The organism is Nocardia sp. NPDC050413 (genome assembly GCF_040655475.1).
GTDB classification, from domain to species: domain Bacteria; phylum Actinomycetota; class Actinomycetes; order Mycobacteriales; family Mycobacteriaceae; genus Nocardia; species Nocardia coubleae.
The window spans coordinates 963,425-988,862 of the sequence record NZ_JBFAJZ010000001.1 but is presented as its reverse complement, the minus strand read 5'-3'; the positions used below and the strand labels follow the sequence as shown (position 1 = coordinate 988,862).

The window sequence follows — 25,438 nt, the reverse complement described above, 5'->3', positions numbered from 1 at the left end:
CCTGATCAGTTGTGGTATTCGCCGCAGTTGACGTCGAGGGTCTGGCCGGTGATCGCGTTCGCCCAGTCCGAGGCGAGGAACACCACGGCACGGGCGATCTCGGCGGGCTCGGGCAGCCGCTTCAGATCGGAGCGGGCAGCGGTCTGCTCGTAGACCTGGTCGACTGTGATGCCGTACTTCTCGGCGATCTGGCCGAAGTACCACTTCAACTGGTCGCTCCAGATGTAGCCGGGCAGCACACTGTTCACCCGGATGCCCTTGCCGCCCAGTTCGGTGGCGAGGGTCTGCGACATCGCCAGCAGCGCGGCCTTGGTGAGCTTGTAGCTGCCGTAGCGGGGTTCGCTGTGGCGCACCACCGCCGAATTGATCATCACCACGGCGCCGTGGGACTCCGACAGGGCGGGTGTGAACGCCTGCGTCATCCGCAGACCACCGAGCACGGTGAGATCGAGGCTGTCGCGGATCTGGTCATAGTCCGTGCGCTCGAGCGGCTTCATCGAGGGCACCGAGAAGGCGTTGTTTACCAGTGCGTCGACTCGGCCGAATCTCTCGACCGTGCGCGACACCAGGTCGCGCACAGCGGCGTCGTCGGTGATGTCGGTGGGGACGCAGAGTGTTTCGCCGTCGATCTCGGCGGCTATCTCCCGCAACCGTGATTCGGTCCGCGCCGCGAGCACGACTGTGGCGCCTGCCGCCGCCGCTTCCACACAGATCGACCGCCCGAGCCCCGGCCCGACACCGGAGACGACGACGACCTTTCCGTCCAGCAGAGCCCCGCTCATCCCAGCATCCTCTCGGCGAAAGCCCGCTGCCGGGCGGCGATCCGGTCACGCCACGCGGCGGCGTCGATCCGGTTGTTGTCGTAGTACGGCAGGTGCGCGGCGACATCGGCGACGTCGACGAGTTCCACACCCGGGCCGTCGGCTTCGGTCATCGGCCGGTCGGTGCGCTGCCACCGGAACTGCAGGATGCCCCGCGTGCGGCCGGTGGTCTCGATCCAGTTCGTGATGCCGGGATCGCGGTTGCTCACCACCATGCGGATCATTCCGTCCGGATCCACCTGTGCCTGGGCATGATTGAGGCTCGTCTGATGGTTCACGTAATCCAGCGAGATGTACCAGAGGCTGCCCAGCTGGAACCCCTGATACGGCGCGTCGGATTTCGGCACGGTGATCACCAGGGCTTGATCGTCGGCGAGGTCGAAATGTCCCACCGAGGAGTACTGGGTGCTGAGACCACCCGGGGTGAGCCGCGGTGCGGTGAGGGTGTTCACCGGCAGGTCGAGATAGAACCACTTGGGGAAGTTGAACCAGGTGTGCACCCTGGTGAGCAGCATGTTCCCGGCGGCCCGGTAGCGCTTGCGCAACCGGGCCAGATCCGGTTCGTCCGGTGCGGTGCCGACGGTGTCGACCCGTTCGATGCGGATGGAGCCCTTGCGTTCGGTCCAGTCGCTGTAGACCTCGCGGACGGCGAGCATCGAGGCGCCCTCGCCGAGCGGGAAATAGTCCTCGCCCGCATCGGCTTTCGCCGGACCGAACCGGATCGAGAAGCTGCCGTCCGGGGCGATCGGGATTCGTCGGTCGTCGAAGGCATCGGCCCCACCGGGCACGTCGGTGGCCGTGTAGTCACCCTTGAGTACCTGAAAACTCAGGTCGACGGTGCTGCCACGCACCCCGCTCACCACATACTCGGCCGTCGGCTCGATATTCGCGTGGTAGTAGAGGGTGTCCGGGTTGTCCAGGCCCATCTTGGCGTACGGGCCGGTGGAAGACACGAAGTAGGGGTGCGAGGTGCCGTGGGCACCCGAGAGGCGAAGGCAGGCGGCGATACCGGCGGCCAGGTAGTCGTAGCCTTCGGCGCGGTCGGCGTCGCTGCGCACGAATTCCGCACCGGCGATGAGCGTTTCGGCCTGCGCGACCGCGGCGAGAAACGGGGCGGTGAGCGAATCGGGCGGTGCGCCCGTGTCGGCGGTGGTGGTACTCGGTTGGTTCAACGGACTGTGATCCCTAGCTCTCGGAGGATATGGGCGGCGATCTCGGCGGGGGAGCCGAGGTCGGGGGTGATGACCGAGTCGGGTTGCGCGGGCCGCTCGTAGGGGGAACCGATGCCGGTGAAACCGGGCAGCTCGCCCGCACGGGCCTTGGCGTAGAGGCCCTTCGGGTCGCGGCGTTCGCATTCGGCCAGCGGGGTGTCGACGAACACCTCGTGGAAGGGCAGGTCCCGGTCGGTGTGCACGGTGCGGGCGTGGTCGCGTTGCGCGGCGAACGGGCTGATGACCGACACGACCGCGACGGTTCCGGAGTCGGCGAACAGGGCGGCGACCTCAGCGACCCGGCGCACGTTCTCGTCCCGATCGGCGGGGGAGAAGCCGAGTCCGGAGTTGAGGCCGTGGCGCAGATTGTCGCCGTCGAGCAGGTAGGCGGGGCGCCCGGCTTCGACGAGCAGGCGTTCGAGTTCGACGGCGATGGTCGACTTCCCCGAACCGGACAGGCCGGTCAGCCAGATCGTCGCCCCGAGGTGTGTGCGTTCGGCACGCGTCACCGCCGAGCGATGCCACGTCACCGGACCGGTGTGTGTGCTCGACACCTCGACCGTTTCGCGACCGGTCACCATCCCCGCCGCGACCGTCTCGTCGGTGCGCGGATCGATGAGGATGAAGCTGCCCGTGCGCCGGTTCTCCCGGTACGGATCCGACAGCAGCGGGCGACGGGCACGCAACCGGACCCGGGCGATGTCGTTGAGCGACAACGCCTCCACCTCCGACACGCGGTGCAGGGTGTTCACGTCGAGCCGGTAGTCGATGGCGACGACCTCGGCCTGCGCGGTCTGCGCGGCCGTGCGGACGAGCAGGCTGTCGCCGGCGCGCAGCCGGGCCGTTTCGGAGAACCAGCACAGCATGGCGTCGAGTTCGGTGCTCTGGTGCGGGGAGTTGCCCGGGCGGGCGAGCAGGTCGCCCCGGCCGATATCGATGTCGTCGTCGAGGGTCAGCGAGATCGCCATTCCGGTGAACGCCTCCTCGACCTTGGTGCCGCCCGGTCCCCAGATCTCCCGCACGTGCGAGGCGTGACCGGCGGGCAGGACAACCACCTCGTCGCCCGGTTTGAAGATGCCGCCCGCCACGGTGCCCGCGTAACTGCGTTGCGCCGATCCCTGTTCGGCGCGGATCACGTACTGGATGGGGAGCCGTGCGTCGATGAGGTTGCGGTCCGAGGCGATGTGCACGTCCTCGAGGTGACGCAGCAGCGGCGGACCCGGGTACCAGGCCAGATGCGGTGAGCTGTCGACCACGTTGTCGCCGTGCAGGGCCGAGACGGGGACGAAACTGAGGTCTCCGACGGTCAATTTCGCGGCGAACGCGGAGAATTCCTCCCTGATCTCGGTGAAACGTTCCTCCGACCAGTCGACCAGGTCCATCTTGTTCACACACACCACCAGGTGCGGGACGCCGAGCAGGGTGGCCAGGAAGGCATGACGGCGGGTCTGCTCGCTGACGCCGGTGCGGGCATCGACCAGGATCAGGGCGAGATCGGCGGTTGACGCGCCGGTCACCATATTGCGCGTGTACTGCACATGACCCGGAGTGTCGGCGATGACGAACTTGCGGCGCGGGGTGGTCACGTAGCGGTAGGCGACGTCGATGGTGATGCCCTGCTCGCGTTCGGCTCGCAAACCGTCGGTGAGCAGCGCGAGATCGGTGGTGGCACTGCCCCTTTCGGTGCTGAGCCGCTCGATGTTGGCGAGCTGGTCGTCGAAGAGGGACTTCGAGTCGTAGAGCAGGCGACCGATGAGGGTGGACTTCCCGTCGTCCACGCTGCCCGCGGTGGCCAGGCGTAACAGGTTGCGGCGCATCAGAAATAGCCCTCTCGCTTGCGGTCTTCCATCCCGGTCTCGGAGATCCGGTCGTCGGCGCGGGTGGCGCCGCGCTCGGTGAGCCGGGTGGCCGCGATCTCCGCGATCACCTGCGTCGGAGTGGTGGCGGTGCTTTCGACACAGCCGGTACACGTGGCATCGCCGACGGTGCGGAAACGCACCGTGGCCTCGAAGGCGCGCTCGCCGGGTGCCTCGGTGACGAAACGGGTCGCGGACAACAGCATTCCGTCGCGCTCGATCACCCGCCTGCGGTGCGCGTAGTACAGCGAGGGCAGCTCCACGGCCGCCTGGTCGATGTACTCCCACACGTCGAGCTCGGTCCAGTTCGACAGCGGGAACACCCGGATGTGCTCGCCCGGCTGATGCCTGCCGTTGTAGAGGTTCCACACCTCGGGACGCTGGGCGCGCGGCTCCCACTCGCCGAAACGGTTGCGAAAGCTGAACACCCGTTCCTTGGCGCGTGCCTTCTCCTCGTCGCGGCGTGCGCCACCGAACACGGCGTCGAAACGGTGCTCGCCGATGGCGCGCAGCAGGGTGGTGGTCTGCAAGGGGTTGCGGGTGCCGCCGGGGCGTTCGACCACGCGGCCCGTGTCGATGTCGTCCTGGACCTTCGCGACGAGCAGGCGGGCGCCGGTGCGCTCGGCGGTGCGGTCGCGGAAGGCGAGCACCTCGTCGAAATTGTGGCCGGTGTCCACGTGCAGCAGCGGGAACGGCAGTGGCGCGGGCCAGAACGCGCGCCGCGCCAGATGCAGCAGCACCGCCGAATCCTTCCCGCCGGAGAACAGCAGTACCGGTCGTTCGAAGGTGGCCGCCACCTCGCGCAGGATGTGCACCGCTTCCGCCTCCAGGGCCGCCAGGTGCGTCAATTCGTATCCCGTCTGCACTGTCCACCTTCCCGGCGGGCTCACGCCCGGGGTTGCGCTGTCGAATAATCGACGCTATCGTTCGGTATTGTGACACCGACGATAAGCCGGGCCGAGAGCGCCGGTCAAGAGGTGACGTCGGATCCGGCGTCGGCCGAACCGGATTCGAGCGTCGTCTCGGCCCCGACCCAGCGGGTGGTAAAGGTGCTCGAGCTGCTCTCGCGCCACGCCACCGAGCGGCTCACGCTGGCCCGCATCGTGCGCGAAGCCGGGATCTCCCGCGCCACCGCCCACGCTGTCCTCACCCAGCTCACCGCCGACGGGTGGACCGTGCGCGACGGCGACGGTTGCTACGGCATCGGTCTGCGGCTGCTCACCGTCGCCCGTCGCGCCGAAGCCGCGTTCCCACTGCGCCGCACCGCCGCTCCGGTCCTGCGCGCGCTGTCGGACCAGGTGTCGGCACCGGTCTTCCTCGCCGAACGCGACGGGGTGAACATCGTTGTCACCGAACTCGTCGGCGACCCGTCGGCGACCTGGATCCGGCCCGGTCGCCGGCTACCGCTCGCCCCGCCCGTCTGTCGCGAATTCGTCGCCTGGGCACCGGAATCCGAACAACGCGCCTGGCTCGCCAGCGCCGACTCCACGCACCGTGAGCGCCTCGCTCACGTCCTCACCGAGATCCGCGCCCGCGGCTATTCCGTCGAACGCCTGGTCGACGATTCGACGCCGATGCTGGAAGCCCTTGCGGCCCTGCGCGACACACCGATCACCGCCGCCCTGCGCGCCCAGCTCGGCTCGGTGATCACCGAACTCATCACGATCGACTACCTGCCCGGCGAGCTCGGTCCCGACAACGCCGTCCTCACCGTCGCCGCCCCCATCCGCGACACCACCGGGGCCGTCATCGCCTCGGTAGTAACCTGCCCCGACACCCGCCTCACCGCCGCCCAGGTCACCGCCCTCGGAGCCGCCACCACCGCCGCGGCCGACCAGATCACGTCGTCCACGCCCTAGTCGCCCGATCGGCCCCTCCCCGCACGTCGGGACAGGCATGCGCCTAGACCAAGATCACCACGCTCTCATGGCGGGATTTCGGCCGATTTCGCGCCATAGGAGCGTAGTGATCGGCTGTCCCCGAGTGGGATGGCAGGTACCTGCAGAGGCACGCGCGGCTCTCGTCGGCGGGGTTGCGCCGTTACGCTGAGCGGGACGCCTGCTCGAGGGAGATCGGCGAGGCGGGTGTGAGGAAGGACTGGGACGTGGCAGACAACGTCGATCGCTGGTGGGAGTCGGCGGGGGCGCCGGGTGCGTCCGAGGGGGCACCCGCGGACTCGCCGGACGGTGTGGGTGGGCAGCCGGGTGCGTTCGCGCCACCGCCGGGCGAGGATCCGGCGTCGTCCGGGTCTACTTCTCAGCCCGCGATTCCGCAACCACCGCACGGGGATCCGACGATCCTCGCTCCACAGGGGCCTGGTCCGTTTCAGCAACCGCACGGCTTGGGGGTCTTCCCTCAATCGGGTGTGCCGCAGGGGTCGGAGGCCTTCCCGCAGGCATCAGGACAGCAGGGGTCCGGGGCATTCCAGCAGCCTGTGCTCTACCGGGCAATGCCCGGCCCGCAGCCGGGAATGCTGCCGGGGCCGGAGGGCTACCCTAGGGCGCCACAAGGTTATGGGCAGCCGGGTGGATACGGAATTCCCGACTCGCAGCAAGGAATTCCGCAGCAGGGGCTCGGGCCGAGCATGTCGCTGCCGTTTCCGCATCACGGGCAGACCTATGGGTATGCGCCGCAGCCGCCGCGCAAGGGTAATGCCGGTCTGCTGATCGGGATCGGGGCCGTGGTGCTGGTGCTGGCCGTGGTGATGGTGACCGCGGTGGTGATCGGAACCCGTGGCGACGACGAGCAGGCTGTCGCCGCGCCGACGACCACCACGCAGACCGCGCCGCCCACCGGCACCAGCACCGCACCGGTGACACCGGGTTGGAAGGGTGTGCTGCTCGCTGACGAGCGCGTCGCGTACGACGTGCCGTCGAGTTGGCAGATCGCCTCGGAGTCGGACTCGGTGGTCATCCTCGGTCTGGCCGGAATGTTCGCGGGTACCGGAAAGGCCTCCGAAGGCGAGAACTACTGTCCCGGTTCGGCCTACCGAGGACTCGCGGGGATCGCCCTCAGTACGGAGAACACACTGCCCGAGGCCGCGACCACCGCGGCAAGGATCGCGGCCGAGGGTGGCTACTCCGATTCGACAGGTGGCAAAATCACCGCCCCCACGTCGCTCACCACCAAGAGCGGCTTGACCGGGCAGTTCGTCGAGAGTTCGGGCTCGTGGACACCGGCGCGACCGGGTTGCACCACGACCACCTACTCGGTGTACACCTTCGCCTTCGAGAAGTCGGCGGGTCTGCCGATGGTCATGGCCATCCTGGTCGACCGGGGCACCACCGGCGAACTGTCCGCCGACGACGCCAAGACGATGATCGCGAGCATCCGCCTGATCTGACGGTCCCGATGCTTGGGCTGCCGCAGCTGGCCCACTACTGAACGCGGCTGCTTGTCAGCAGTTTCCGTGGCACCCGCACGCCTCGGCGAACTTGTCGATCCGGGTGCGTCGCACAGCGGATCGGGGCCGGAGGTGGTGGAATCGCAGGATGCGTATCGGGAGTGGAATAGTCGCGGCTGTCGCGGTCGGGATCATGGCTCTGCCCGGGTTGGTCGCGGGACCGGCCGGCGCGGTAACCGACACCGCGTGCGGCTCGACCCTCTCGCAGGCCGATATCGGCGAGATCGCCCGGCTCTCGGACACTTCCGAGATAGCGGGCGGCGATACCCTGGCCCGGCTGGAGGACGCCGTCGACAGGCATCACCGCATCACCGAGATCCTTGTCGAGCACCGGGATCTGCGTGGGCTGTTCGCGATCGGCCTCGACGGCGTGGAATCCGCCGCGGTGATGCCGATGCAACGAGATCCGGCGGCCTTCCTCGACCGCGAATACGCGCACTCGATCAGTCTCGAACTGCTGCGCCGTTTCCTCGACAATCTGCACGCCGAATTCTCCGGCGGGGTCGTCGAACCGCAGTGGGCGCACTATTTCGCCCTCGCCAAGGACTGCGGCGCCTCGCGGGCACGGACGGCGATGGCCGGATACAACGCGCACCTGACCGTCGACCTGACGTATTCGGTGGCCGCCGTCGGGAGCCGCCCCGAGCACGCACCGGACTATTTCAAGATCGTCGCAGGCATTGCCTCGGTCGGCGACGTGATCGTCGATCGGACCAAAGCCGTCTACGGTGCCGACCTCGGGCCGCTGTGGCGGTTCTATTTCGTGGGGGAGGGCCTCGATCAGCTGTTCGGCGCGGGCGTGGCCACCGAGCAGATGCTGATCGCCGCCGACCTCGGCGCGAACGTGGTGATCTTCACCAACGGACTCGCGCTGCAAGACCCTGCGCTGGCGCCGACGATCCGGGCGGAGGTCGCCGCGCTGTGGCAGGCCGCTGATCTGGCGTTCGAGGCGCTGGCGCGCATCAACGCCCTCTGAACGAACAAAGCCCCGGACCGGCGGTGCGAACCGCTTGTCCGGGGCCTTGTTTCAGTTGTCAGCCCGCTGTCTTCTCCGGGTTGCGGATCTCGACGATCGGCAAGACCAACGCGGCAGGCGCACCCGCGGGGACCACCGGCTGCTTGGGTGCGACCGGCTCGATCCGGCGGTATCCCACGCCCTGCTCGGGACGCGTGTCGACCTCACCCTTGTTGGGCCAGTAGGCGGCCGCGCGCTCGGCCTGCGCGGTGATCGTCAGCGACGGGTTCACCCCGAGATTGGCCGAGACGGCTGCACCGTCGACAACGCTGAGCGTCGGGTAGCCGAACACGCGGTGGTAGGCGTCGATCACGCCGTGCTCCGGATCGGCGCCGATCGCCGCACCGCCCAGGAAGTGTGCCGTCATCGGGACGTTGAACACATCGCCCCAGGTGCCGCCCGCGACGCCGCCGATCTTGTCCGCCACCCGGCGCGTCACCTCGTTGCCCGCCGGGATCCACGTCGGATTCGGTTGCCCGTGGCCCTGTTTGGACGTGAGCTTGCGCCCGAACAGCCCGCGCTTGGTGTAGGTGGTGATGGAGTTGTCCAGGTGCTGCATGACCAGCGAGATGATGGTGCGCTCGCTCCAGTTCCGCACGCTCATGAAGCCGAAGAAGGTGAGCGGATGGGTGATCACCAGCCACAGGAACCGCAGCCACCTCGGCACGCGCCCGCCGCCGTCGACCATCAGGGTCTGCAGCATGCCCATCGAGTTGGAGCCCTTGCCGTAACGGACCGGTTCGACATGGGTGTCGGGAGTCGGGTGGATCGAGGACGTGATCGCGACACCCTTGGTGAAGTCCTGGCCGGGCGCGAGCGTCTTGGTCGCCGCGCCGACGATGGACTCGGAGTTGGTGCGGGTGAGCAGTCCGAGCCGGTCGGAGATCTTGGGCAGCGCGCCCTCGTCGCGCATCGCGTGCAGCAGCTTCTGGGTGCCGAGCGTGCCCGCGGCGAGCACCACCTGCTTGGCGGTGTAGGTCTTGGGGTCCTTCCGCACCCAGGCGCCGGTGCGCTCGGTGGCGACGTCCCATGTGCCGTCGGGCAGCGGACGCAGCGCCGACACGGTGGTCATCGGAATGACCTGTGCGCCCGCCTTTTCCGCGAGGTAGAGGTAGTTCTTCACCAGCGTGTTCTTGGCGCCGAACTTGCAGCCGACCATGCAGTCACCGCATTCGATGCAGCCGGTGCGCTCCGGGCCCGCCCCTCCGAAGTACGGATCGGCGACGGTTTTGCCCGGCTCGCCGAAGAAGACACCGACCGGCGTCTGGACGAAAGTGTCACCCACGCCCATGTCCTCGGCGACGGCCTTGAAGATCTCGTCGGCGGGGGTCATGTGCGGGTTCTGCACCACGCCGAGCATCTTCTTGGCCCGCTCGTAGTACGGCGTGAGCTCGGCCCGCCAGTCGGTGATGTCGCGCCACTGCGCGTCCTGGAAGAACGGCTCCGGCGGAACGTAGAGGGTGTTGGCGTAGTTCAGCGAACCACCGCCGACACCGGCGCCGCCGAGGATGAGCACGTCGCGCAGCGGGTGGATACGCTGGATGCCGTAGCAGCCGAGCTTGGGTGCCCACACGAATTTACGCAGGTCCCAGCTGGTTTTCGGCAATTCGTCGTCGGCGAAGCGGCGGCCCGCCTCCAGCACGCCGACCTTGTAGCCCTTCTCCACCAGTCGCAGCGCGGTGACACTGCCGCCGAATCCGGAACCGACGATCAAGACGTCGAAGTCGGTGGTTCGCTCGGACATAGAAGAGCTCCTCGATGATGTCGACAGTGACGCCGGTAACGCTAACGCCGACAGCCAGCACTGTCAAAGTCCGCCCGGGGCTCGGCCCCTATGCTGGTCGCGTGCCTCGATACACCCGCGCGGAACTCGCCGACGCCAGCGGCGTCGCGGCGCGCACGATCCGCTACTACCACTCGCTAGGCGTCCTGCCCAAGCCCGGGCGCGCAGGCAAGGAAGTGGTGTATTCCGACGAGCATCTGGACCGATTGCGCGACATCGTCGCCATGCAGGGCCGCGGGCTTCGGCTCGACGCCATCCGCGAGGTCTTCGACGCCGAACCCACCAGCGGCGACTGGCGCACGCTGTTCGACCCACGTTCGGCCCAAGCCGCGCAACGCAGCGCGGAGATCGACGACGCCGAACTCGCCGCCCTGCTCGGCGACCGCGGCTCGGACGTGCTGACCGAACTGATCGCCGTCGGTTATCTCGAGCGCCGCGACGAACGGTGGTACGTGCCCGATCGCCCGATGCTCAAGGGCGCCCTCGTGCTCTACGACGTCGGTATCGACATCCCACTCAGCGGCGAACTGCGCACCATGATCCGCCTGCGGATGGCCGCGCTCGCCGACGAGGTGGTCCGCACGGTGCGCGACGCGGCGGGCGGCTACGCCGGCGAAGACCTCGGCGTCGACCTGACCCGCTTCCGTGAACGGCTGCTCGCCATGGCCTGGGAGGTCGGTGGCACCACGCTGGCCGCCGAGGTGAACCGGGCCGCCGAGGAGGCTGCCGAGGCACGCCGCGAGACGGCGGGCTCACCCCCGGTCGGCTGATCGACATGACTTTCCCCACGTGGCGCCGTCGCTACTCCCGAGGGACCGGTCGGTACGGTAGCGAAGGAGGTGATTCCTGCGGTATGTGGGGTGAGAGATGTGTGAACGGCGGGCCCACCGGTACCGCCGCCGAACGGGGAGTGCCCGAGTGAATTCTCGCGAGGAGATCTTGCGCCGCGTCCGCGACGGGCTGCTCGACCTACCCGACGACGCGCGACGGGTGACGGTTCGTCGCTCATCGGGTCGCCCGGCCGACGCCGACCCGGCCGAACGCGCCGCCGTACTCGCCCGCTTCGTCGAACGGCTGCGCGAGCAGGGCTCGCTGGTGCGCCTGGTCGACACCACGGGTCTGCCCGCCGCCGTGGCCGATGTGCTCTACGGGATGAGCGTGCGCACCGTACTCGCCGCCGTCGAGCCCGGTCCGGCATGGCTCGACCATTGGGCCGGCGCGCCGGGTCATGCCGTCGTACACGGATCCGGTACGGCAAGCGGTGGTGACGCGGTGGTCCGCGACGCGGTCGCCGGCGACGCCTCGACCGGTTCGCTCGCCCTGGAAGTGGACGGCGGCCCGGCCGTGTCGGAGGACATGCCCCAGGTGTGCGTCGTCCGCGCCGACCGGGTGTTCAGCTCCCTGCCCGATGCGCTGGACCGCCTCGATCCCCGTCGCCCGCTGATCTGGCGCGGCGGCCCCGCGGACGCGGAACTGGCCCGCCAGCTTGTTGTTCTGCTGGTCGAGTAGTTCATCGACCGGCAACAGCTCCACCGTGCCGCAGCTCGCCGCCGACCTCACCGACGAGCGGTACCACGCCATGTGCGAGCGCCCGCAGAACCGGCCGATCGATTCCTCGGCGAGTGACCGTAGGCCGTGGCCCGGGTCCGGCGTATCTGGGAAGTGCCGCGCTAGTACGGCAGCGAATGGATAACTGCCGCAGTCTGATCAGCCTGGTTCACAACCCAGCCGACCCGGTAGACGGCAAGTTGCCGCCGCCGGTTCCGAGATCGGGGTATTTCGCCTTGATCCACTGTTCGGCGTCGTCGATCAATCGCGGTGCGACCCCCGAAATCACCGATCCGCCGCTGCTGTTGAGCACCGTGATGATCTTCGCGCCCGCAGCGGTTCGAGTGACATACGGGCCGCCGCTGGACCCGCCACCGACGTGGCATTCGTCCTGTGTGCCTACTCGCCGTACCGCGCTGCGTCCCGCTCCCGGGTAGTAGGTGTAGTCGCCGACGCACGCCGACATCAGCTTCAGGTGGTACGGCGCCGGTCCGGGGTAGCCGAGCAGTGTGGCCTGGACCGACTGGGTGCTCGACAGGGCTGGATGGATTCCGAGCCCGCCACCGGTCGCTGATGCGACGGTCTTCTTCTCGGCCGAAGGCCGGATCGCCAGCACGGCGACATCGGGGACGCTGCCATCGACCGGGGTATCGGAGACGAACGCCTTGTCCACGATCCATGTGCCATAGGGGCGGGATCCGTCGTGCCAGGCCGGGGTGAACGTGGCCTTGCCCGATTCGATCGTGGCATCGCCACCGTCGACGCAATGGCGGGCGGTGATGGCCAGCGACCCGGTGGGGCTGTCGAGTACGGTCGCGGTGCACAACCCGCCGACCGACAGCTGCCCGACCTTACGCGTGATCGCGTTGTCGGTGTAGGGCGCGGTGACGAAATACCCTCCCGTCCCGTTGGTCTTCAATGATCCGTCGCTGTTCTTCTCCAGCCGGTCGTACAGGAGAGACCCCTTCGGATCAGGCTGCACGGAGCTGTCCGCCGTGGCGATCGAGGTGCCGAGAACTGTGCCTGTGCCGAGGGCGACCGTCACCGCGACCACTGAAGTCAGCCGCGCTGCTCGCATCGACTTGTACTTGTTCATCTGTTCCTTTCTGAGTTGCTATTCGGAGGGCCGGTGATGTCAGCTGGCCGAGCCCGAAGGAAGCAGACCGGCCGAACCGGTGCCGACATAATGCGTGGACCCCGTCATCGCGATGTCCTGCACCAGAGGCGATGCCCGAGGCGCGCCGAGGATCCCACCGGCCGCCACCGCCAACCCGACACCGGCATGTCGGGCTTGAAAGTTGCTCAAGGTTCGCTCCTGTCACGGTCCCCACGTGGGTGGGTGGGCGAAACAGTAGCTGGCTCCGGGCTGCGCCGTCTCGGTTATGTTAAACAATGATGTTTAACACTGCTGGGCGACGGCAACCCGGGCGGTGAGAGATTGCACAACAGGCGCCGGGGTAGGCGCTCCGACACGCCGTATTCTGGTCTATGTGCAACCCCATATGCACGTGTACTTTCGGCTGGTACGACTCTCGGTATTTCCAGGTAGAGCCCGGTTTGGCGACCACAACACACTAGGAGACCGAGATGGGTAAAAGAGCGACCGGTCCCAGGATCGCGGTCTTCGGTGCCGGTGGGGTGATCGGTTCGGCCGTGGTGGGGGAATGCGCGAGCCGCGGCTATGAGGTCACCGGCGTCACGAGGAACAGCGCGGTCACCGTCGATGGTGTCGTCGCACGCTCCGGTGACATGGGCGATCCTCTGTTCGTGACCCAGGTCGCCGCCGACCATGGAGTCATCATCTGCGCCACCGCCCCCACCCGGGCCGGCGATACACCGCAGAACTGGCTGGCCGACATGCGGAACGTCATCGAATATGGAGAGGGCACACGATTGGTGCTCATCGGCGGCGCCGGTGACGACCTCGCGTCGAGCCCCGGCTGTTCCGCTGATGACGATGCTCTCGGCTCGTGAATGCGCGGCGATGGTCGCCGATGAAATCTGCCGGCCCGACCGGCTCCGCGACCTCGATACCCGCACCCGCTTCGGGCCGGTCGTGATATCCCGGGACCCCGTCATGGATACACCACCGGCTACCGCAGTGGACTGAACAGACCGGCGCGACTCGATATCCCCAGCAACTTTCGTCACGATGGGAGATCCAGATGAGCATTGCGATAACCGCACTCGGACACTCGACGGTGCGACTGGCGGACAACGACGGCGCGGTGGTGATCGATCCCGGAGTCCTGGCGCCGCAGGCGGCCTTCGAGAACGCGGCGGTCTTCCTGGTCACCCACGATCATGAAGACCATGTCGACATCGATCGGGTCGTCTCGGCCTTGGTCGCACAACCGGAGACTGTCGTCCTGGCTCCGCGACTGGTGATCGACAAGCTGGCCGCCGCCGGAGCAGACCATGGGCGACTGGTTGAAGCCGAAGCTGAAACCCGGTTCGATGTCGCGGGCTTTGGCGTGCAGGCGATCGTGGGTTCCCACGCCGCGATCTATCCGAGCCTGCCCGACTCACCCAACGTCGCCTACCTGATCGACGGCCGAGTCCTGCACCCCGGTGACGCCTATCCGAGTCTGCCCGACGGTACCGACCTCGATGTGCTGTTCCTGCCCGTGAGCGGCCCGTGGATGCGTTACGCCGACGCCGTCGACTACGTCATCGCGACCCGACCGGACCTGGTCGTCCCGATCCACGACGGCGATCTCAACGACATGGGCCGCACCCTGACCGACCAGCTCGCCGGTTTGCTGCCCGAGACCCTCCGCTACCAGCGCCTCGATGCCGGCGAAACCGTCACGGTCTGAAGTGGTGGATCGGCACCCCAGCTGAACTGACCCTGCGCGAAAGCTTGCCGGCCTGCGACCCGGCGGTCTTGTCGTGCCTGCCCACAGGGGACTCATGTCGTACCAATCTGCGAGACCGGATTGCGTCGGCGGGTCGGCGGCGAAGGGCAATTTTTCTGCAACTTGGCGTTACGCTTAGTATGGAAGCTACACAGTTGTAGGAAGGAGCCGACTATGTTCGGCATCAAATCTCGCGATCAGCTCGCCGCGCAGTTCGACGCTCCGGCGGACAACGGGTTCTTCGGGCCGGGGTCGGTGACCTGGAAGGTCTGGAGCTATCCCACCTCGTATGTGCTGGGCTTCGCCCGGGCTGTCACCATCGAGCATCTCGATCCCAACCTTGCCGCCGCGGTCGTCCAGTCCGGCGGTGTGCGCTACCGCCCGCACACCAGGTACGCGCGGACCGTTCACTACTTCGCGCTGGTGGCCTTCGGTGCCACCGAGCCGACCGCCAAGGCGGCGGACGTGCTCGTCAAGGTCCACAGCAAGGCCATCGGCAACGATCCGGTCACCGGCGGTACCTACGACGCCAACCGGCCCGATTCCCAGCTGTGGATCCACGTCACCGCCTGGCACTCCATCCTCTACTCCTACGAGAAATTCGGCCCCGGTCGGCTGAGCACGGCCGAGGAAAACCAGTTCTGGGCCGACTGCGCCACCGCCGCCGAGCTCCAGACCATCGACCCGGCCACCGTGCCGCGCTCGCGCGCCGAGGTGCTCGAGTTCTTCGAGCGGTGGCGTCCGCACCTGGCCGTCTCCGAGGACGCGCAGGGCATGGTCGACTTCATCCTCGGCCTCGACATCGCGCTCCCGCCCGAGCTGCCCCAGCGCACGCGGGTCGCGCTGGCCCCGGCTATCTGGTTACTGCGCAAGGGTGTCATCGCGACATATCCGAAGTACATGCGCAAGATGTTCGGCCTGAACCAAGGCCCGCTCACCGACCTCGCGGTGCAGGTGCCGCTGCGGGTGATGCACACCGTGCTGGACCGGGTCCCGGCGCTGAAGTTCTGGTTCGTCGGCCTCATGGCTCCGACCACCACCGCGGTGCTCGCCCCTGTCGCACTCGGGATTCCGGCCCTCGAGCAGATCACCATGACCCCGCGCGAGGCTCAGACCCGCTACGGCTACGACATTCCGTCCGAGGCGCACCCGGACCTGCGCGCCAAGCAGTTCAAGCGGGTCTTCGAGGCGGGCGACAAGCCGTCGGACGAGGGCCTGCTCGAGTCCGAGGAGCACATCGGCGGCATGATCCCCGCCCGGTGGAGCTGATCTCTCGTCCGCCGTACGTGAGCGCCCGCACCCCTGTCGGCCACCTCGATTCGGAGACCGCCATGGAGGACCACATCCGCACCGCCACCACCGACCCCCTCGACGCCGCCGCGCTCGCACTGCCCGCGACCGACGCCCAGCTGGTCGCGGGCCTGCACAACCACCGTTTACGCGCCCTGCTCATCATCGCTGCCAGGCTCTCGATCCAGAACCAGCTGCGCCTGGAAGCCGTCGCGCAGACGTTGGGCGAGGCCGAAGGCTCGCACCAGCTAGGCCACACCCAACGCTGACCGAACGTTCGTATCGGCGGATTCGACGTCGTGATCCTGTGTGCGGTGCGCAGACGCGTGTGCTTCGCACCGCACACAGGGTTGTGTGGGACCTCGGGTCTCAGTTACTCTGAGTACGACGATGTGACGGTTGACACTGCCGTGCGCATCGACGCGAACCGAGGAGGCACCGATGACGCTGACCGAATCGAGCCGTGGCGGACTCATCAGCGAGGAATACCGCGATGCCCTGGCGACCCTGTCTCAAGGGTCCGTCGACCGGCATTTCGATCCCTACCTCGACATCGACTGGGATTCGCCGGAGCTGGCTCTCGACCCGAACGACCCGCGCTGGGTGTTGTCGTCCGAATACGATCCGCTCGGTGCCACGCAGTGGTACCGCGAGCAGCCGCTGGAGCGGCAGATCGAGATCGGCAAGTGGCGCACCGCGAACGCGATCAGGGTCGGCGCGGCATTCGAGAGCATCCTGATCCGCGGGATGATGCAGTACATCATGAAGCTGCCGAACGGCTCACCCGAGTTCCGGTACTGCCTGCACGAGATGACCGAAGAGTGCAACCACATCCAGATGTTCCAGGAACTGGTGAACCGCATCGGCGTGGATGTACCCGGCATGCGCCCCTTGTTCCGGGCGCTCTCGCCGTTCATCGGCGTGGCGGGCGGCTACGCGCACACGATCCTGTTCATCGGCATCCTCGGCGGCGAGGAACCGATCGACCACTATCAGAAGGCCATGCTGCGGGCGGGCGCGAACCTGCCGCCGATGGTGGTGCGGACCATGGAGATCCACATCGCCGAGGAAGCGCGCCACATTTCCTTCGCCCACGACTTCCTCGCCGCGCACATCGGGCGGATGGGCAAGTTCAACCGGGGCGTGTGCTCGGTGGCGTTCCCGATCGCGATGCGCTGGCTGGCCGGGGAGATCATGGCTCCGCCCCGTTCGTTCGCCAAGCAGTTCGACATCCCGCGTGAGGTCATCCGTGAGGCCTTCTGGAAGTCGGAGCACTCGCAGCACGTCCTGGCGGGCTACTTCGCCGATGTCCGGAAGCTGGCCGACGACCTGGGCATGATGAACCCCGTCGCCAAGCAGGTGTGGAAGGCGCTCGGCATCGACGGGCCGCTGTCGCGCTACCGCAGCGAGCCGGAGCGGAGCGCGCGCAAGGCCGCGTGAGCCGCCTTCAGTCGCCGTTGGTCATCAGCTGGGTGATGACCGTGGTGAGGGGTTGTTCGGCGTCGAGGGTGAGTCCGTGGCGCCGGGCGACGCCGTCGACCACGTGCCAGGCGTAGGAGGCGACCTCCTCGATCAGCTGCTGTCTGGACAGGACCGGTGCGGGGTCGTTGGCCCAGCGGGTGACCGTCGCCTCGGTCATCGAGACGATCGCGAAGGTCATCGCGTCGGCCGAGCCGTCGTCGGCCACGCCGACCACCCCGGCCAATCCGGTGACCAGTGAGCGGGTCGACGCGGCGAGTGTCGCGATCAGCGAACTCATCGCGTCGACGTCCGGATCGGCCTCCGACGGCCCCGTGCGCAGGAATTCGTGCAGTCGTGGATGCTCGGTGACCCACGTGACGACGGCATCGACCGTGCGAACGAGAATCTCGTGGATGGAACCGTCGCCGATGTCGAGCGCGTCCTCGATATCGCCGACGAACCGGTCGGTGATATCGCTGCGGATGCGCCGGTCGAGCTCGTCGCGGCCCGCGAACTGCCGGTACACAACGGATTTCGCGAGCCCCGCGTGTTCGGCGATCTGGACGATCGGCACCTCGACACCCGGCGGCGCCTGCTCGATCAATTCGATCGCCGCCTGCACGATCCGTTCCCGGCGGCTGTCGTTGTGCGGCTGCCACCGGGCTTGTCTGCCGCTCACGGCGCGGGCTGGTCGTGACGTTGCGCTCGACACCGCCTGAGTGTAAAGCACACGATCCGGTATCGAACTGTTACCGAGGGACTGTCACCGGATCGGTGCAACTGGCCACCCCGTTCACCACCGAACAGGGCGCGGGCGCTCGCGTCGGGCGATAGTCGTCGCCGACGCCGCCCGCGGCGGTGATCTCCCGGTAGGCCGCGACAGCGTCGGTGGGCTTGCGGGTGAGTGTGGGGTCGGTCAGCACGTCGACGGTGTAGAGGCCGAATCGTGGTGTGTAGGAACCCCATTCGTAGTTGTCGGTGAGGCTCCAGTAGTTGTAGCCGAGCAGCGGGATGCCGTCGGCCACGGCGCGCTGCAGCCAGTACACGGTGTCGCGCAGCGAATCGGCGCGGGTGTAGCCGTCGGGGCGTGGCAGCCCGTTCTCGGTGGGCATCCCGTTCTCGACGATGTAGAGCGGCCGGCCGGGGAACTTGCGGGCATAGTGCTCGAGGACGTAGTAGATGCCCTCGGGGTGTAGGGGCATGGTCCAGAGCTTGCCGGGGTCGGGGATGCGCGGTTCGGCGGGGGAGAAGCTGTAGTAGTAGTCGATCCCGATGTAGTCCAGGCGCGCCGAGATGCGGTCCAGCAGCGGGCCGTTGACCGCGTCGTCGACAGCGGGGATGTGGGCGACGTTGCTCGTGACCATGGCACCCGGCTGCACGGAGTGGATGTACTCGTGGATGCCGTTGTGGGCCTGTGCGATTCGGTCGACCATGGTCGGTGCGTCCGTGGGAGCGAGCCCGCCGTGGCGTAGTTCGTTGGCCAGATACACCATCGGCTCGTTGAACGTCACCCACAGCGGGTCCGTGTGGGCGAAGCGGTCGACGATGCTTCGCGCGTTAGTCAGCCAGTCGGCCACGATGCGCGGATCGCGCCAGCCGCCGCGATCCGCTACCCAGCCGGGATAGACCCAGTGGTCGAGGGTGAGCATCGGTCGCATGCCCGCCGCGACGATCGCGCCCACGACCTCGTCGTAGAACCGGAGACCTGCCTCGTCCCAGACGCCGGGTCGAGGCTGCACCCGCGCCCACTCGATGCCGATGCGGTACACGCGCACGCCGAGGTCGGCCGCGAGTGCTATATCCGATCGGAACCGCTGGCGGAAGTCGACCGAGTTGAGGTACGGATGCTCGGTGCTGCCGGACTCCGCGTAGCGGCGCCAGTTGCTGTCCGGTGCGTCACCTTCGGCCTGGAACCCGGAAGCGGCTACGCCCCAGAGGAAGTCGGGGTCCATCGGTGCCAACTGGGCAGATGCCGGTGGTCGGGCGGTAGTGGGGGAGGTGCTTCCCGCGAGCGCGGCGAAGACAACGGCGATCGTGGCGAGGATCCTGCGGCGACTGGGGGAGGGCACGGCACTCCTGGCGGCTGGAATGGGAGGGGGGAGTCCAGTGTGCGGCATCGACGAGCAGCAGTCCGGGAATTGCGGTTGCCAGGCGAATGACCATTTATTACATTCGGTTACTCAGATATGCGCATTTATCTATGTTAGCTCTCCCTCCCGACCCTGAACTCACCTCCGATACATGTACCTACGAATAAACCACCAGCAAGGACGGGGGAGTGAAATGCCTCTCAAGCGCACCCTGTGGGTTCGTCAATCCGGTGAGCTCGAGCCAGGATTCGGAGATGGTGTGGAATCCCTTGCCCCGTGTAGCGCGCGTGTTCGGAGCACAAGCCTGGGTGATGCGGGGGGCGAGTGTCGTGTTGCCCGCCGAGCGGTTGCTTCGCAGGTTCTCCGGTGGGCGTTGGGGTGTCCTGGATCTGGCCGGTCTGCCGTCGATCGAGGTGACCGTGGTCGGCCGCAAGTCCGGTGTACCGCGTACGACCTCGCTGCTGTGTGTGCCCGACGGCGACGGCTTCTTCCTCGTCGGTTCCAACTGGGGCAAGCCCGAGCATCCGGCGTGGTCAGCGAACCTGCGTGCCGCGCGCACGGCGTCGGTGCGGTTCAACGGCAGTGCGGCGTTTCCGGTGTCGGTCACGGAGATCACCGGGGTGGAACGTAAGCGGGTGTGGGATCAGGTCGTGGAGTTCTGGCCTGGTTACGAGATGGAGTATCAGCTCGCCGGCGGGCGCGAGTTCCGGATCTTCCGGCTCGACCGGATCATCTGACGACTGTGCCCCGGCGACAGTCGTTGTCGCCGGGGCACAGCCACGGGTTCAGACCTGCGCGGGTTTGCGGCTCAGGCCGTACATGACGGCCGCACCGAATGCCGCGCCGACCGGCCACGACAGCGCCGTGACCGAGGCGGAATCGGGAACAAGGGCCACGACGACGCTGACCGCACCCGCGATGAGCAGCGCGACGAGCGCTCGCGGGTTGAAGCCCCGGGTGTAGAAGTAGGTGCCGTCGGTCGCGCCGGAATAGAGCTCGGGCACCTCGGTGCGCTGTTTGCGAACCAGGTAGTAGTCGACGACCAGGATGCCGAACACCGGCCCCATGAGGGCGCCGACGCCGCCGAGGAAGTAGACGATGAAGTCCTGGTTGGCCCACAGCTTCCAGGGCAGCACGACGATCGACAGGACGGCGGTGATGATTCCGCCGGTGCGGAACGAGATGTACTTCGGTGCGGCGTTGGAGATGTCGTAGGCGGGGGAGACGAAGTTCAGCACCACGTTGATGCCGACGGTCGCGATGGCGAACAGCACGGCCGAGATGATGACGATGGCGTCGTTGTCGATGTGGGCGACGAGTTCCACCGGGTCCGACAGCACTTCCCCGTACACCTTCAGGGTGGCCAGGGAGATGATGATCGAGATGACGACGAACGCGGTCTCGTTGAAGGGGATGCCCCAGGCATTGCCGCGCCGAATCGCCTTCTGACTGGGCGAGAACCGGGCGAAGTCGGCATAGTTCACGAGCGGTCCGGCCATGAACGCGACCATCAGGAACGCGACCCCGATGAACGCCGACACCGTCTGTCCACTCGAGAGTGCCTCACCCGCACGGGCATTGAGGTCGATACTCCAGTCGGCCTCGCTCATGATCCACACGGCGAGGGCGATCATGCCGATCCATACGACCGGTCCGGCGAAGTCGGAGGCCTTGCGCACGATCTCCATGCCGTAGCTGATGATCATGAGCTGCACGGTCCACAGGACGAGGAACGCGATCCAGCCGAGCGCGGACAGTCCGAGGAAGCTGGGTTTCGTCCATGACTCGAGACCTGGCGACACCCGCAGGATCAACACGATCACCGCGGTGGAGGCCAGGTAGGTCTGGATGCCGTACCAGAAGATCGCGACGAGTGCGCGGAGCAGGGCGGGAATGTTGGCGCCGAACACGCCGAAGGTGGCGCGGGCGAAGACCGGGAACGGGACCCCGACCTTCTGACCCGCGACACCGACTAGATTGCTCCCGAGCCACAGCATCAGCACACCGGCGAACAGGGCGAGCACGGTCTGCCAGCCGGTCATGCCGAGGGCGAGCATGCCGACGGCGAAGCCGTAGCTGGCGATGCTGTGGGCCGAGGTCATCCAGAGACAGAACAGGTCCCAGGTGCGCCAGGTCGCCGTCTCCTTGGTAGTGGGCGCCAAGTCGTCGTTGACCAGCTGCGAGTGTCGTCCCGCGCCCTCGGGCGCGTGGACCTGTGTTTCTGTCATCGCATAATCTCTCTACTACTACTGCTAACTGTGCTGGGGGAACCCGAGGTTGATGCCGCCGTGGCTCGGGTCGAGCCAGCGCGACGTGATCGCCTTCTCCTGGGTGAAGAACGAGAAGCCCTGCGGTCCGTAGGCTTTCGCGTCACCGAAGATCGACGCTTTGTGGCCGCCGAAGCTGTGGTAGGCGACGGGCACCGGGATGGGGACGTTGATGCCGATCATGCCGACGGTGACCCGGCGCTGGAATTGCCGTGCGGCCCCACCGTCGTTGGTGAAGATCGCGACCCCGTTGCCGTAGGGGGAGCTGTTGATGAGTTCGATGCCCTCCTCGAAGCCGCTCACCCGGACGACGGAGAGGACCGGGCCGAAGATCTCGTCCTGGTACACGGCGGAGCTGATCGGGACGTTGTCGATGAGGGTCGGGCCGAGCCAGAACCCTTCGGCCGCACCGTCGATGCTGGTTTCGCGGCCGTCGACGACGATGGTGGCGCCGTCGGTGGCGGCCACGTCGAGGTAGCCGGCCACCTTGTCGCGGTGTTCGCGGGTGATGAGCGGTCCCATGTCGCAGCCTCGGCGACCGTCGCCGGTGCGCAGTTCGCCCATCCGTTCGGCGATCTTGGCGACGAGTTCGTCGGCGATGCTGTCGACGGCGAGCAGGGCGCTCACCGCCATGCATCGTTCGCCCGCCGAGCCGAAGCCCGCGTTGACGGCGGCGTCGGCGGCGAGGTCGAGGTCGGCGTCGGGCAGCACGAGCATGTGGTTCTTGGCGCCGCCGAGTGCCTGGACTCGTTTGTCGTTGGCGGCGGCGGTCTGATAGACGTAGCGCGCGATCGGGGTGGAGCCGACGAAGGAGATCGCGGCGACGTCCGGGTGGACGAGCAGGGCGTCGACCGCTTCCTTGTCGCCGTGGACCACATTGAGGACGCCGGCGGGCAGGCCCGCTTCGGCGGCGAGTTCGGCGAGCCAGTTGGCGGCCGAGGGGTCCTTCTCGCTCGGTTTGAGGACGACGGTGTTGCCCGCGGCGATGGCGATCGGGAAGAACCAGAGCGGAACCATGGCGGGGAAGTTGAACGGGCTGATGATCCCGACCACCCCGACCGGTTCGCGCACCGAGTATACGTCGACGTCGGTGGAGACGTTCTGGCTGAATTCGCCTTTGAGCAGTTGGGGCATGGCGAGGGCGAATTCGACGACTTCGAGTCCCCGGGCGATCTCGCCGCCCGCGTCGCTGAGGACCTTGCCGTGTTCGGCGGTGAGGATCTGGGCGAGGTCGTCTTTGCGGGCGTTGAGCAGTTCGCGGAAGGTGAGCAGGAACCTGCTGCGGGTGGCGATCGAACTGTCGCGCCACTGCGGCAGGGCGGCGGCCGCCGCGGCGACGGCGGTGCCGACGTCGGTGGCGGTCGCCATGCGCACCTCACGTTGGGGTGTGCCGAGGGCGGGGTCGAAAACCGGTGCGGTGCGGGTGGATTCGCCCGACCAGGCCTTGCCGTCGATCCAGTGCTCGAGAATCTGTGTCATGGTCGTTTCCTTGTCTTCAGAGTCCGGCGAGTACGTCACGAATCGCGGCGACGCCCGCGGTGGCCTCGGCGTCGGTGATGACGCAGGGCGGTACCACGTGCAGGCGGTTGTCGGCGATGAACGGGAGCACACCGCGTTCGAGCAGACCGGTTTTGAGCTTGCCCATGGTCGCGGCGGGGACGGGGGTTCGGGTGTGTGGGTCGGCGACGAGTTCGAGTGCCCAGAACACGCCTTCGCCGCGTACTTCGCCGATGACGGGGAAGTCGTCGGCGAGGGCTCGTAGTGCGGGGCCGAGGGTTTCGCGGCCGACGCGCTCGGCGTTGGCGACGATGCCCTCGGATTCCATGGCGTCGAGTGCGGCCACGATGGAGGCGGCGGCCAAGGGGTGACCGCTGTAGGTAAGGCCGCCGGGAAACACGGTGTCGTCGAAGGTGTGTGCCACCGGGTCCGAGATGATGACGCCGCCGACCGGGACATAACCGGAGTTCACGCCCTTGGCGAAGGTGATCAGGTCGGGGACGACATCGTGGCGGGAGAACGCGAACCAGGCGCCGGTGCGCCCGAAGCCCGCCATCACCTCGTCGAGGATGAGCAGGATGCCGTAGCGGTCGGCGAGCTCACGCACACCGGCGAGGTAGCCCGGCGGTGGGATCAGCACACCGGCGGTACCGGGGACACTCTCCAGCAGAATGGCCGCGATGGAGGCGGGACCCTCGCACTGGATCACCCGTTCCAGGTGGTGCAGGGCGCGATCGCATTCCTGTTCGGCTGTCTCGGACCAGAATTCGCTGCGGTACAGGTAGGGGCCGAAGAAGTGGACGTGCCCGCGGGCGAATTCGTTGGGTACGCGCCGCCAGTCACCGGTGGCGACCACGGCGGCGCCGGTGTTGCCGTGGTAGGAGCGGTAGGTGGAGAGCACCTTGTCGCGGCCGGTGTGCAGGCGAGCCATCCGAATGGCGTTCTCGATCGCGTCGGCGCCGCCGTTGGTGAAGAACACCTTGTCGAAGCCGTCCGGCGCCAGAGCTGAGATACGCTGTGCCGCTTGCCCTCTGGCGAGGTTGGCGGTGGCGGGGGAGATGGTGGTGAGCTGGGCGGCCTGCTCGGCGATGGCCCGGGTGACCGCCGGGTGCTGGTGGCCGATGTTGACGTTGACGAGTTGACTGGACAGGTCGAGGTATTCGCGGCCGGCGTGGTCCCACACGGTGCAGCCGCGTCCGCCCGCGATGACGAGTGGTTGCAGTGCCGCCTGGGCGGACCAGGAGTGGAAGACGTGGTCGCGGTCGAGCCGGTAGGCCAGGGCGTCGAGGTCGGTCGCGGTGTCGGCGGCGGTCATGATGCCGCCTTCATCGCCGTGATGTGTTTGGTCATGCCGGGGATGACGGTCTCGCCGTAGACGCGCATGGTCTCCTCCTTGTTGTCGTGTTGGAGATAGCCCGCGAACTGGTCGACACCGAGTTCGGCGAGGCGCTGCAGCTTCTTCAGGTGTTCTTCGGCGGTGCCGAGGACACAGAATCGGTCGACGATGTCGTCGGTGACGAAGGCGGCGTGGGTGTTGCCCGCGCGGCCGTGCTGGTTGTAGTCGTAGCCTTCGCGACCGGCGATGTAGTCGGTCAATGCCGGTGGGACGGAACCGGTTTCGCCGTAGCGGGCGACGATGTCGGCGACGTGGTTGCCGACCATGCCGCCGAACCAGCGGCACTGGTCACGCATGTGGGACCGGTCGGTACCGATGTACATGGGTGCGGCCACGCAGATCTTCACCGCGTCGGGGTCGCGCCCGGCGGCGGCGGCCGCGTCCTTGACGGTGCGGATCATCCATTCGGCGATATCGAGGTCGGCGAGCTGGAGGATGAAGCCGTCGGCGACCTCACCGGTGAGCTGAAGGGCTTTGGGCCCGTAGGCGGCGACCCACACGTCGAGGGTCGAGCCCGTGCTCCACGGGAACTGCAGCACGCGTCCGTCGACCTCGACCGGACGGGAGTTGGCGAGTTCCTTGATGACGCGGATGGATTCGCGCAGGGTCGCCAGGGTGGTCGGCTTGCCGCCACCCACCCGGACCGCGGAGTCTCCGCGGCCGATGCCGCAGATGGTGCGGTTGCCGTACGCCTCGTTGAGGGTGGCGTAGGTGGAGGCGGTGACCGTCCAGTCGCGGGTGGCGGGGTTGGTGACCATGGGGCCGACGGTGATGCGTTTGGTCTCGTTGAGGATCTGACTGTAGAGCACGTACGGTTCCTGCCACAGGATGTGGGAATCGAACGTCCACAGGTGGCTGAAGCCGTGTGCTTCGGCCAGTTTGGCCAGGTGCACCGTGCGCGCCGCAGGCGGGTCGCACTGCAGGACCGCTCCGAATTGCATG

23 protein-coding genes are annotated in these 25,438 nt (G+C 67.4%); 11 read left to right on the top strand and 12 right to left on the bottom strand.

The features are described from left to right. Window positions 1-5 precede the first annotated feature (5 nt). From AB0I19_RS04665 to cysD, 4 genes are read right to left on the bottom strand one after another with little or no spacing between them, the layout of a single operon-like run. The gene (locus AB0I19_RS04665) at window positions 6-782 is read right to left on the bottom strand and encodes an SDR family oxidoreductase (protein WP_357144420.1); all 777 of its coding nucleotides are present in this window, start codon (window positions 780-782) and stop codon (window positions 6-8) included. Next, window positions 779-1,993 (bottom strand): hypothetical protein, encoded by a 1,215-nt coding sequence (locus AB0I19_RS04660; protein ID WP_067638267.1) that lies wholly within the window; start codon window positions 1,991-1,993, stop codon window positions 779-781. Before AB0I19_RS04660 ends, AB0I19_RS04665 begins: the two co-directional genes overlap by 4 nt. Then, a complete protein-coding gene (gene cysC, locus AB0I19_RS04655) occupies window positions 1,990-3,849 on the bottom strand; it encodes an adenylyl-sulfate kinase (protein WP_357144417.1) in 1,860 nt (619 codons plus the stop codon). Before cysC ends, AB0I19_RS04660 begins: the two co-directional genes overlap by 4 nt. Beyond that, window positions 3,849-4,754 carry a sulfate adenylyltransferase subunit CysD gene (gene cysD, locus AB0I19_RS04650; RefSeq protein WP_357144414.1) on the bottom strand — a complete coding sequence of 302 codons (906 nt, stop codon included), beginning with the start codon at window positions 4,752-4,754 and terminating at the stop codon, window positions 3,849-3,851. The genes cysC and cysD overlap by 1 nt, the downstream gene beginning before the upstream one ends. A gap of 69 nt (window positions 4,755-4,823) precedes the next feature. Here cysD and AB0I19_RS04645 point away from each other — a divergent pair, with 69 nt between their 5' ends. From AB0I19_RS04645 to AB0I19_RS04635, 3 genes are all read left to right on the top strand, one after another. Next, window positions 4,824-5,747 carry a helix-turn-helix domain-containing protein gene (locus AB0I19_RS04645; protein ID WP_357144411.1) on the top strand — a complete coding sequence of 308 codons (924 nt, stop codon included), beginning with the start codon at window positions 4,824-4,826 and terminating at the stop codon, window positions 5,745-5,747. Window positions 5,748-5,992: 245 nt separating this feature from the next. Beyond that, a complete protein-coding gene (locus AB0I19_RS04640; RefSeq protein WP_357144408.1) occupies window positions 5,993-7,231 on the top strand; it encodes a hypothetical protein in 1,239 nt (412 codons plus the stop codon). 148 nt (window positions 7,232-7,379) lie between these two features. Further along, window positions 7,380-8,267, top strand: a complete 888-nt coding sequence (locus tag AB0I19_RS04635) for a DUF5995 family protein (protein WP_357144405.1) — start codon at window positions 7,380-7,382, stop codon at window positions 8,265-8,267. 58 nt (window positions 8,268-8,325) lie between these two features. Here AB0I19_RS04635 and AB0I19_RS04630 read toward each other — a convergent pair whose 3' ends face one another. Continuing rightward, complete coding sequence (locus tag AB0I19_RS04630; RefSeq protein ID WP_357144402.1) at window positions 8,326-10,050, bottom strand: GMC family oxidoreductase; 1,725 nt, start codon at window positions 10,048-10,050, stop codon at window positions 8,326-8,328. Between the two features lie 101 nt (window positions 10,051-10,151). On the opposite strand from AB0I19_RS04630, the gene AB0I19_RS04625 reads away from it, so the two are divergent. Both AB0I19_RS04625 and AB0I19_RS04620 read left to right on the top strand, forming a co-directional pair. Beyond that, a complete protein-coding gene (locus tag AB0I19_RS04625) occupies window positions 10,152-10,859 on the top strand; it encodes a MerR family transcriptional regulator (protein WP_357144399.1) in 708 nt (235 codons plus the stop codon). A gap of 148 nt (window positions 10,860-11,007) precedes the next feature. Beyond that, window positions 11,008-11,598, top strand: a complete 591-nt coding sequence (locus AB0I19_RS04620) for a hypothetical protein (protein WP_357144396.1) — start codon at window positions 11,008-11,010, stop codon at window positions 11,596-11,598. A 208-nt stretch (window positions 11,599-11,806) separates the two neighbouring features. Here AB0I19_RS04620 and AB0I19_RS04615 read toward each other — a convergent pair whose 3' ends face one another. After that, window positions 11,807-12,733, bottom strand: coding sequence for a hypothetical protein (locus tag AB0I19_RS04615; RefSeq protein WP_357144393.1), 927 nt, complete (start codon window positions 12,731-12,733; stop codon window positions 11,807-11,809). 491 nt (window positions 12,734-13,224) lie between these two features. Here AB0I19_RS04615 and AB0I19_RS04610 point away from each other — a divergent pair, with 491 nt between their 5' ends. The 5 genes from AB0I19_RS04610 (at window position 13,225) to AB0I19_RS04590 (ending at window position 17,225) form a co-directional block, all read left to right on the top strand. Continuing rightward, window positions 13,225-13,611: an NAD(P)H-binding protein gene (locus tag AB0I19_RS04610; protein WP_357144390.1), complete on the top strand. Its 387-nt coding sequence runs from the start codon at window positions 13,225-13,227 to the stop codon at window positions 13,609-13,611. Between the two features lie 191 nt (window positions 13,612-13,802). Continuing rightward, the gene (locus AB0I19_RS04605) at window positions 13,803-14,456 is read left to right on the top strand and encodes an MBL fold metallo-hydrolase (protein WP_357144387.1); all 654 of its coding nucleotides are present in this window, start codon (window positions 13,803-13,805) and stop codon (window positions 14,454-14,456) included. A gap of 213 nt (window positions 14,457-14,669) precedes the next feature. Then, the gene (locus AB0I19_RS04600; protein WP_357144384.1) at window positions 14,670-15,764 is read left to right on the top strand and encodes an oxygenase MpaB family protein; all 1,095 of its coding nucleotides are present in this window, start codon (window positions 14,670-14,672) and stop codon (window positions 15,762-15,764) included. Beyond that, the gene (locus tag AB0I19_RS04595) at window positions 15,755-16,054 is read left to right on the top strand and encodes a hypothetical protein (protein ID WP_357144381.1); all 300 of its coding nucleotides are present in this window, start codon (window positions 15,755-15,757) and stop codon (window positions 16,052-16,054) included. The genes AB0I19_RS04600 and AB0I19_RS04595 overlap by 10 nt, the downstream gene beginning before the upstream one ends. A 172-nt stretch (window positions 16,055-16,226) precedes the next feature. Further along, window positions 16,227-17,225, top strand: coding sequence for a diiron oxygenase (locus AB0I19_RS04590; RefSeq protein WP_357144378.1), 999 nt, complete (start codon window positions 16,227-16,229; stop codon window positions 17,223-17,225). Window positions 17,226-17,232: 7 nt separating this feature from the next. Here AB0I19_RS04590 and AB0I19_RS04585 read toward each other — a convergent pair whose 3' ends face one another. Both AB0I19_RS04585 and AB0I19_RS04580 read right to left on the bottom strand, forming a co-directional pair. After that, on the bottom strand, window positions 17,233-17,958 hold the full coding sequence (locus AB0I19_RS04585; RefSeq protein WP_357144375.1) for a TetR/AcrR family transcriptional regulator: 726 nt from the start codon (window positions 17,956-17,958) through the stop codon (window positions 17,233-17,235). Between the two features lie 37 nt (window positions 17,959-17,995). Next, the gene (locus AB0I19_RS04580; RefSeq protein ID WP_357144372.1) at window positions 17,996-19,315 is read right to left on the bottom strand and encodes a family 1 glycosylhydrolase; all 1,320 of its coding nucleotides are present in this window, start codon (window positions 19,313-19,315) and stop codon (window positions 17,996-17,998) included. 275 nt (window positions 19,316-19,590) lie between these two features. Here AB0I19_RS04580 and AB0I19_RS04575 point away from each other — a divergent pair, with 275 nt between their 5' ends. Continuing rightward, on the top strand, window positions 19,591-20,073 hold the full coding sequence (locus AB0I19_RS04575; RefSeq protein WP_357144369.1) for a nitroreductase family deazaflavin-dependent oxidoreductase: 483 nt from the start codon (window positions 19,591-19,593) through the stop codon (window positions 20,071-20,073). A gap of 48 nt (window positions 20,074-20,121) precedes the next feature. Here the strand turns inward: AB0I19_RS04575 and AB0I19_RS04570 are convergent, their stop codons facing one another. The 4 genes from AB0I19_RS04570 to AB0I19_RS04555 are packed head-to-tail and all read right to left on the bottom strand — an operon-like array spanning window position 20,122 to window position 25,437. Continuing rightward, window positions 20,122-21,564, bottom strand: a complete 1,443-nt coding sequence (locus AB0I19_RS04570) for an NCS1 family nucleobase:cation symporter-1 (RefSeq protein ID WP_357144366.1) — start codon at window positions 21,562-21,564, stop codon at window positions 20,122-20,124. A gap of 24 nt (window positions 21,565-21,588) precedes the next feature. After that, on the bottom strand, window positions 21,589-23,082 hold the full coding sequence (locus AB0I19_RS04565; protein ID WP_357144363.1) for a CoA-acylating methylmalonate-semialdehyde dehydrogenase: 1,494 nt from the start codon (window positions 23,080-23,082) through the stop codon (window positions 21,589-21,591). Between the two features lie 16 nt (window positions 23,083-23,098). Beyond that, a complete protein-coding gene (locus AB0I19_RS04560; protein WP_357144360.1) occupies window positions 23,099-24,415 on the bottom strand; it encodes an aspartate aminotransferase family protein in 1,317 nt (438 codons plus the stop codon). Further along, complete coding sequence (locus tag AB0I19_RS04555) at window positions 24,412-25,437, bottom strand: TIGR03842 family LLM class F420-dependent oxidoreductase (protein WP_357144357.1); 1,026 nt, start codon at window positions 25,435-25,437, stop codon at window positions 24,412-24,414. Before AB0I19_RS04555 ends, AB0I19_RS04560 begins: the two co-directional genes overlap by 4 nt. Window position 25,438: the final 1 nt, after the last annotated feature.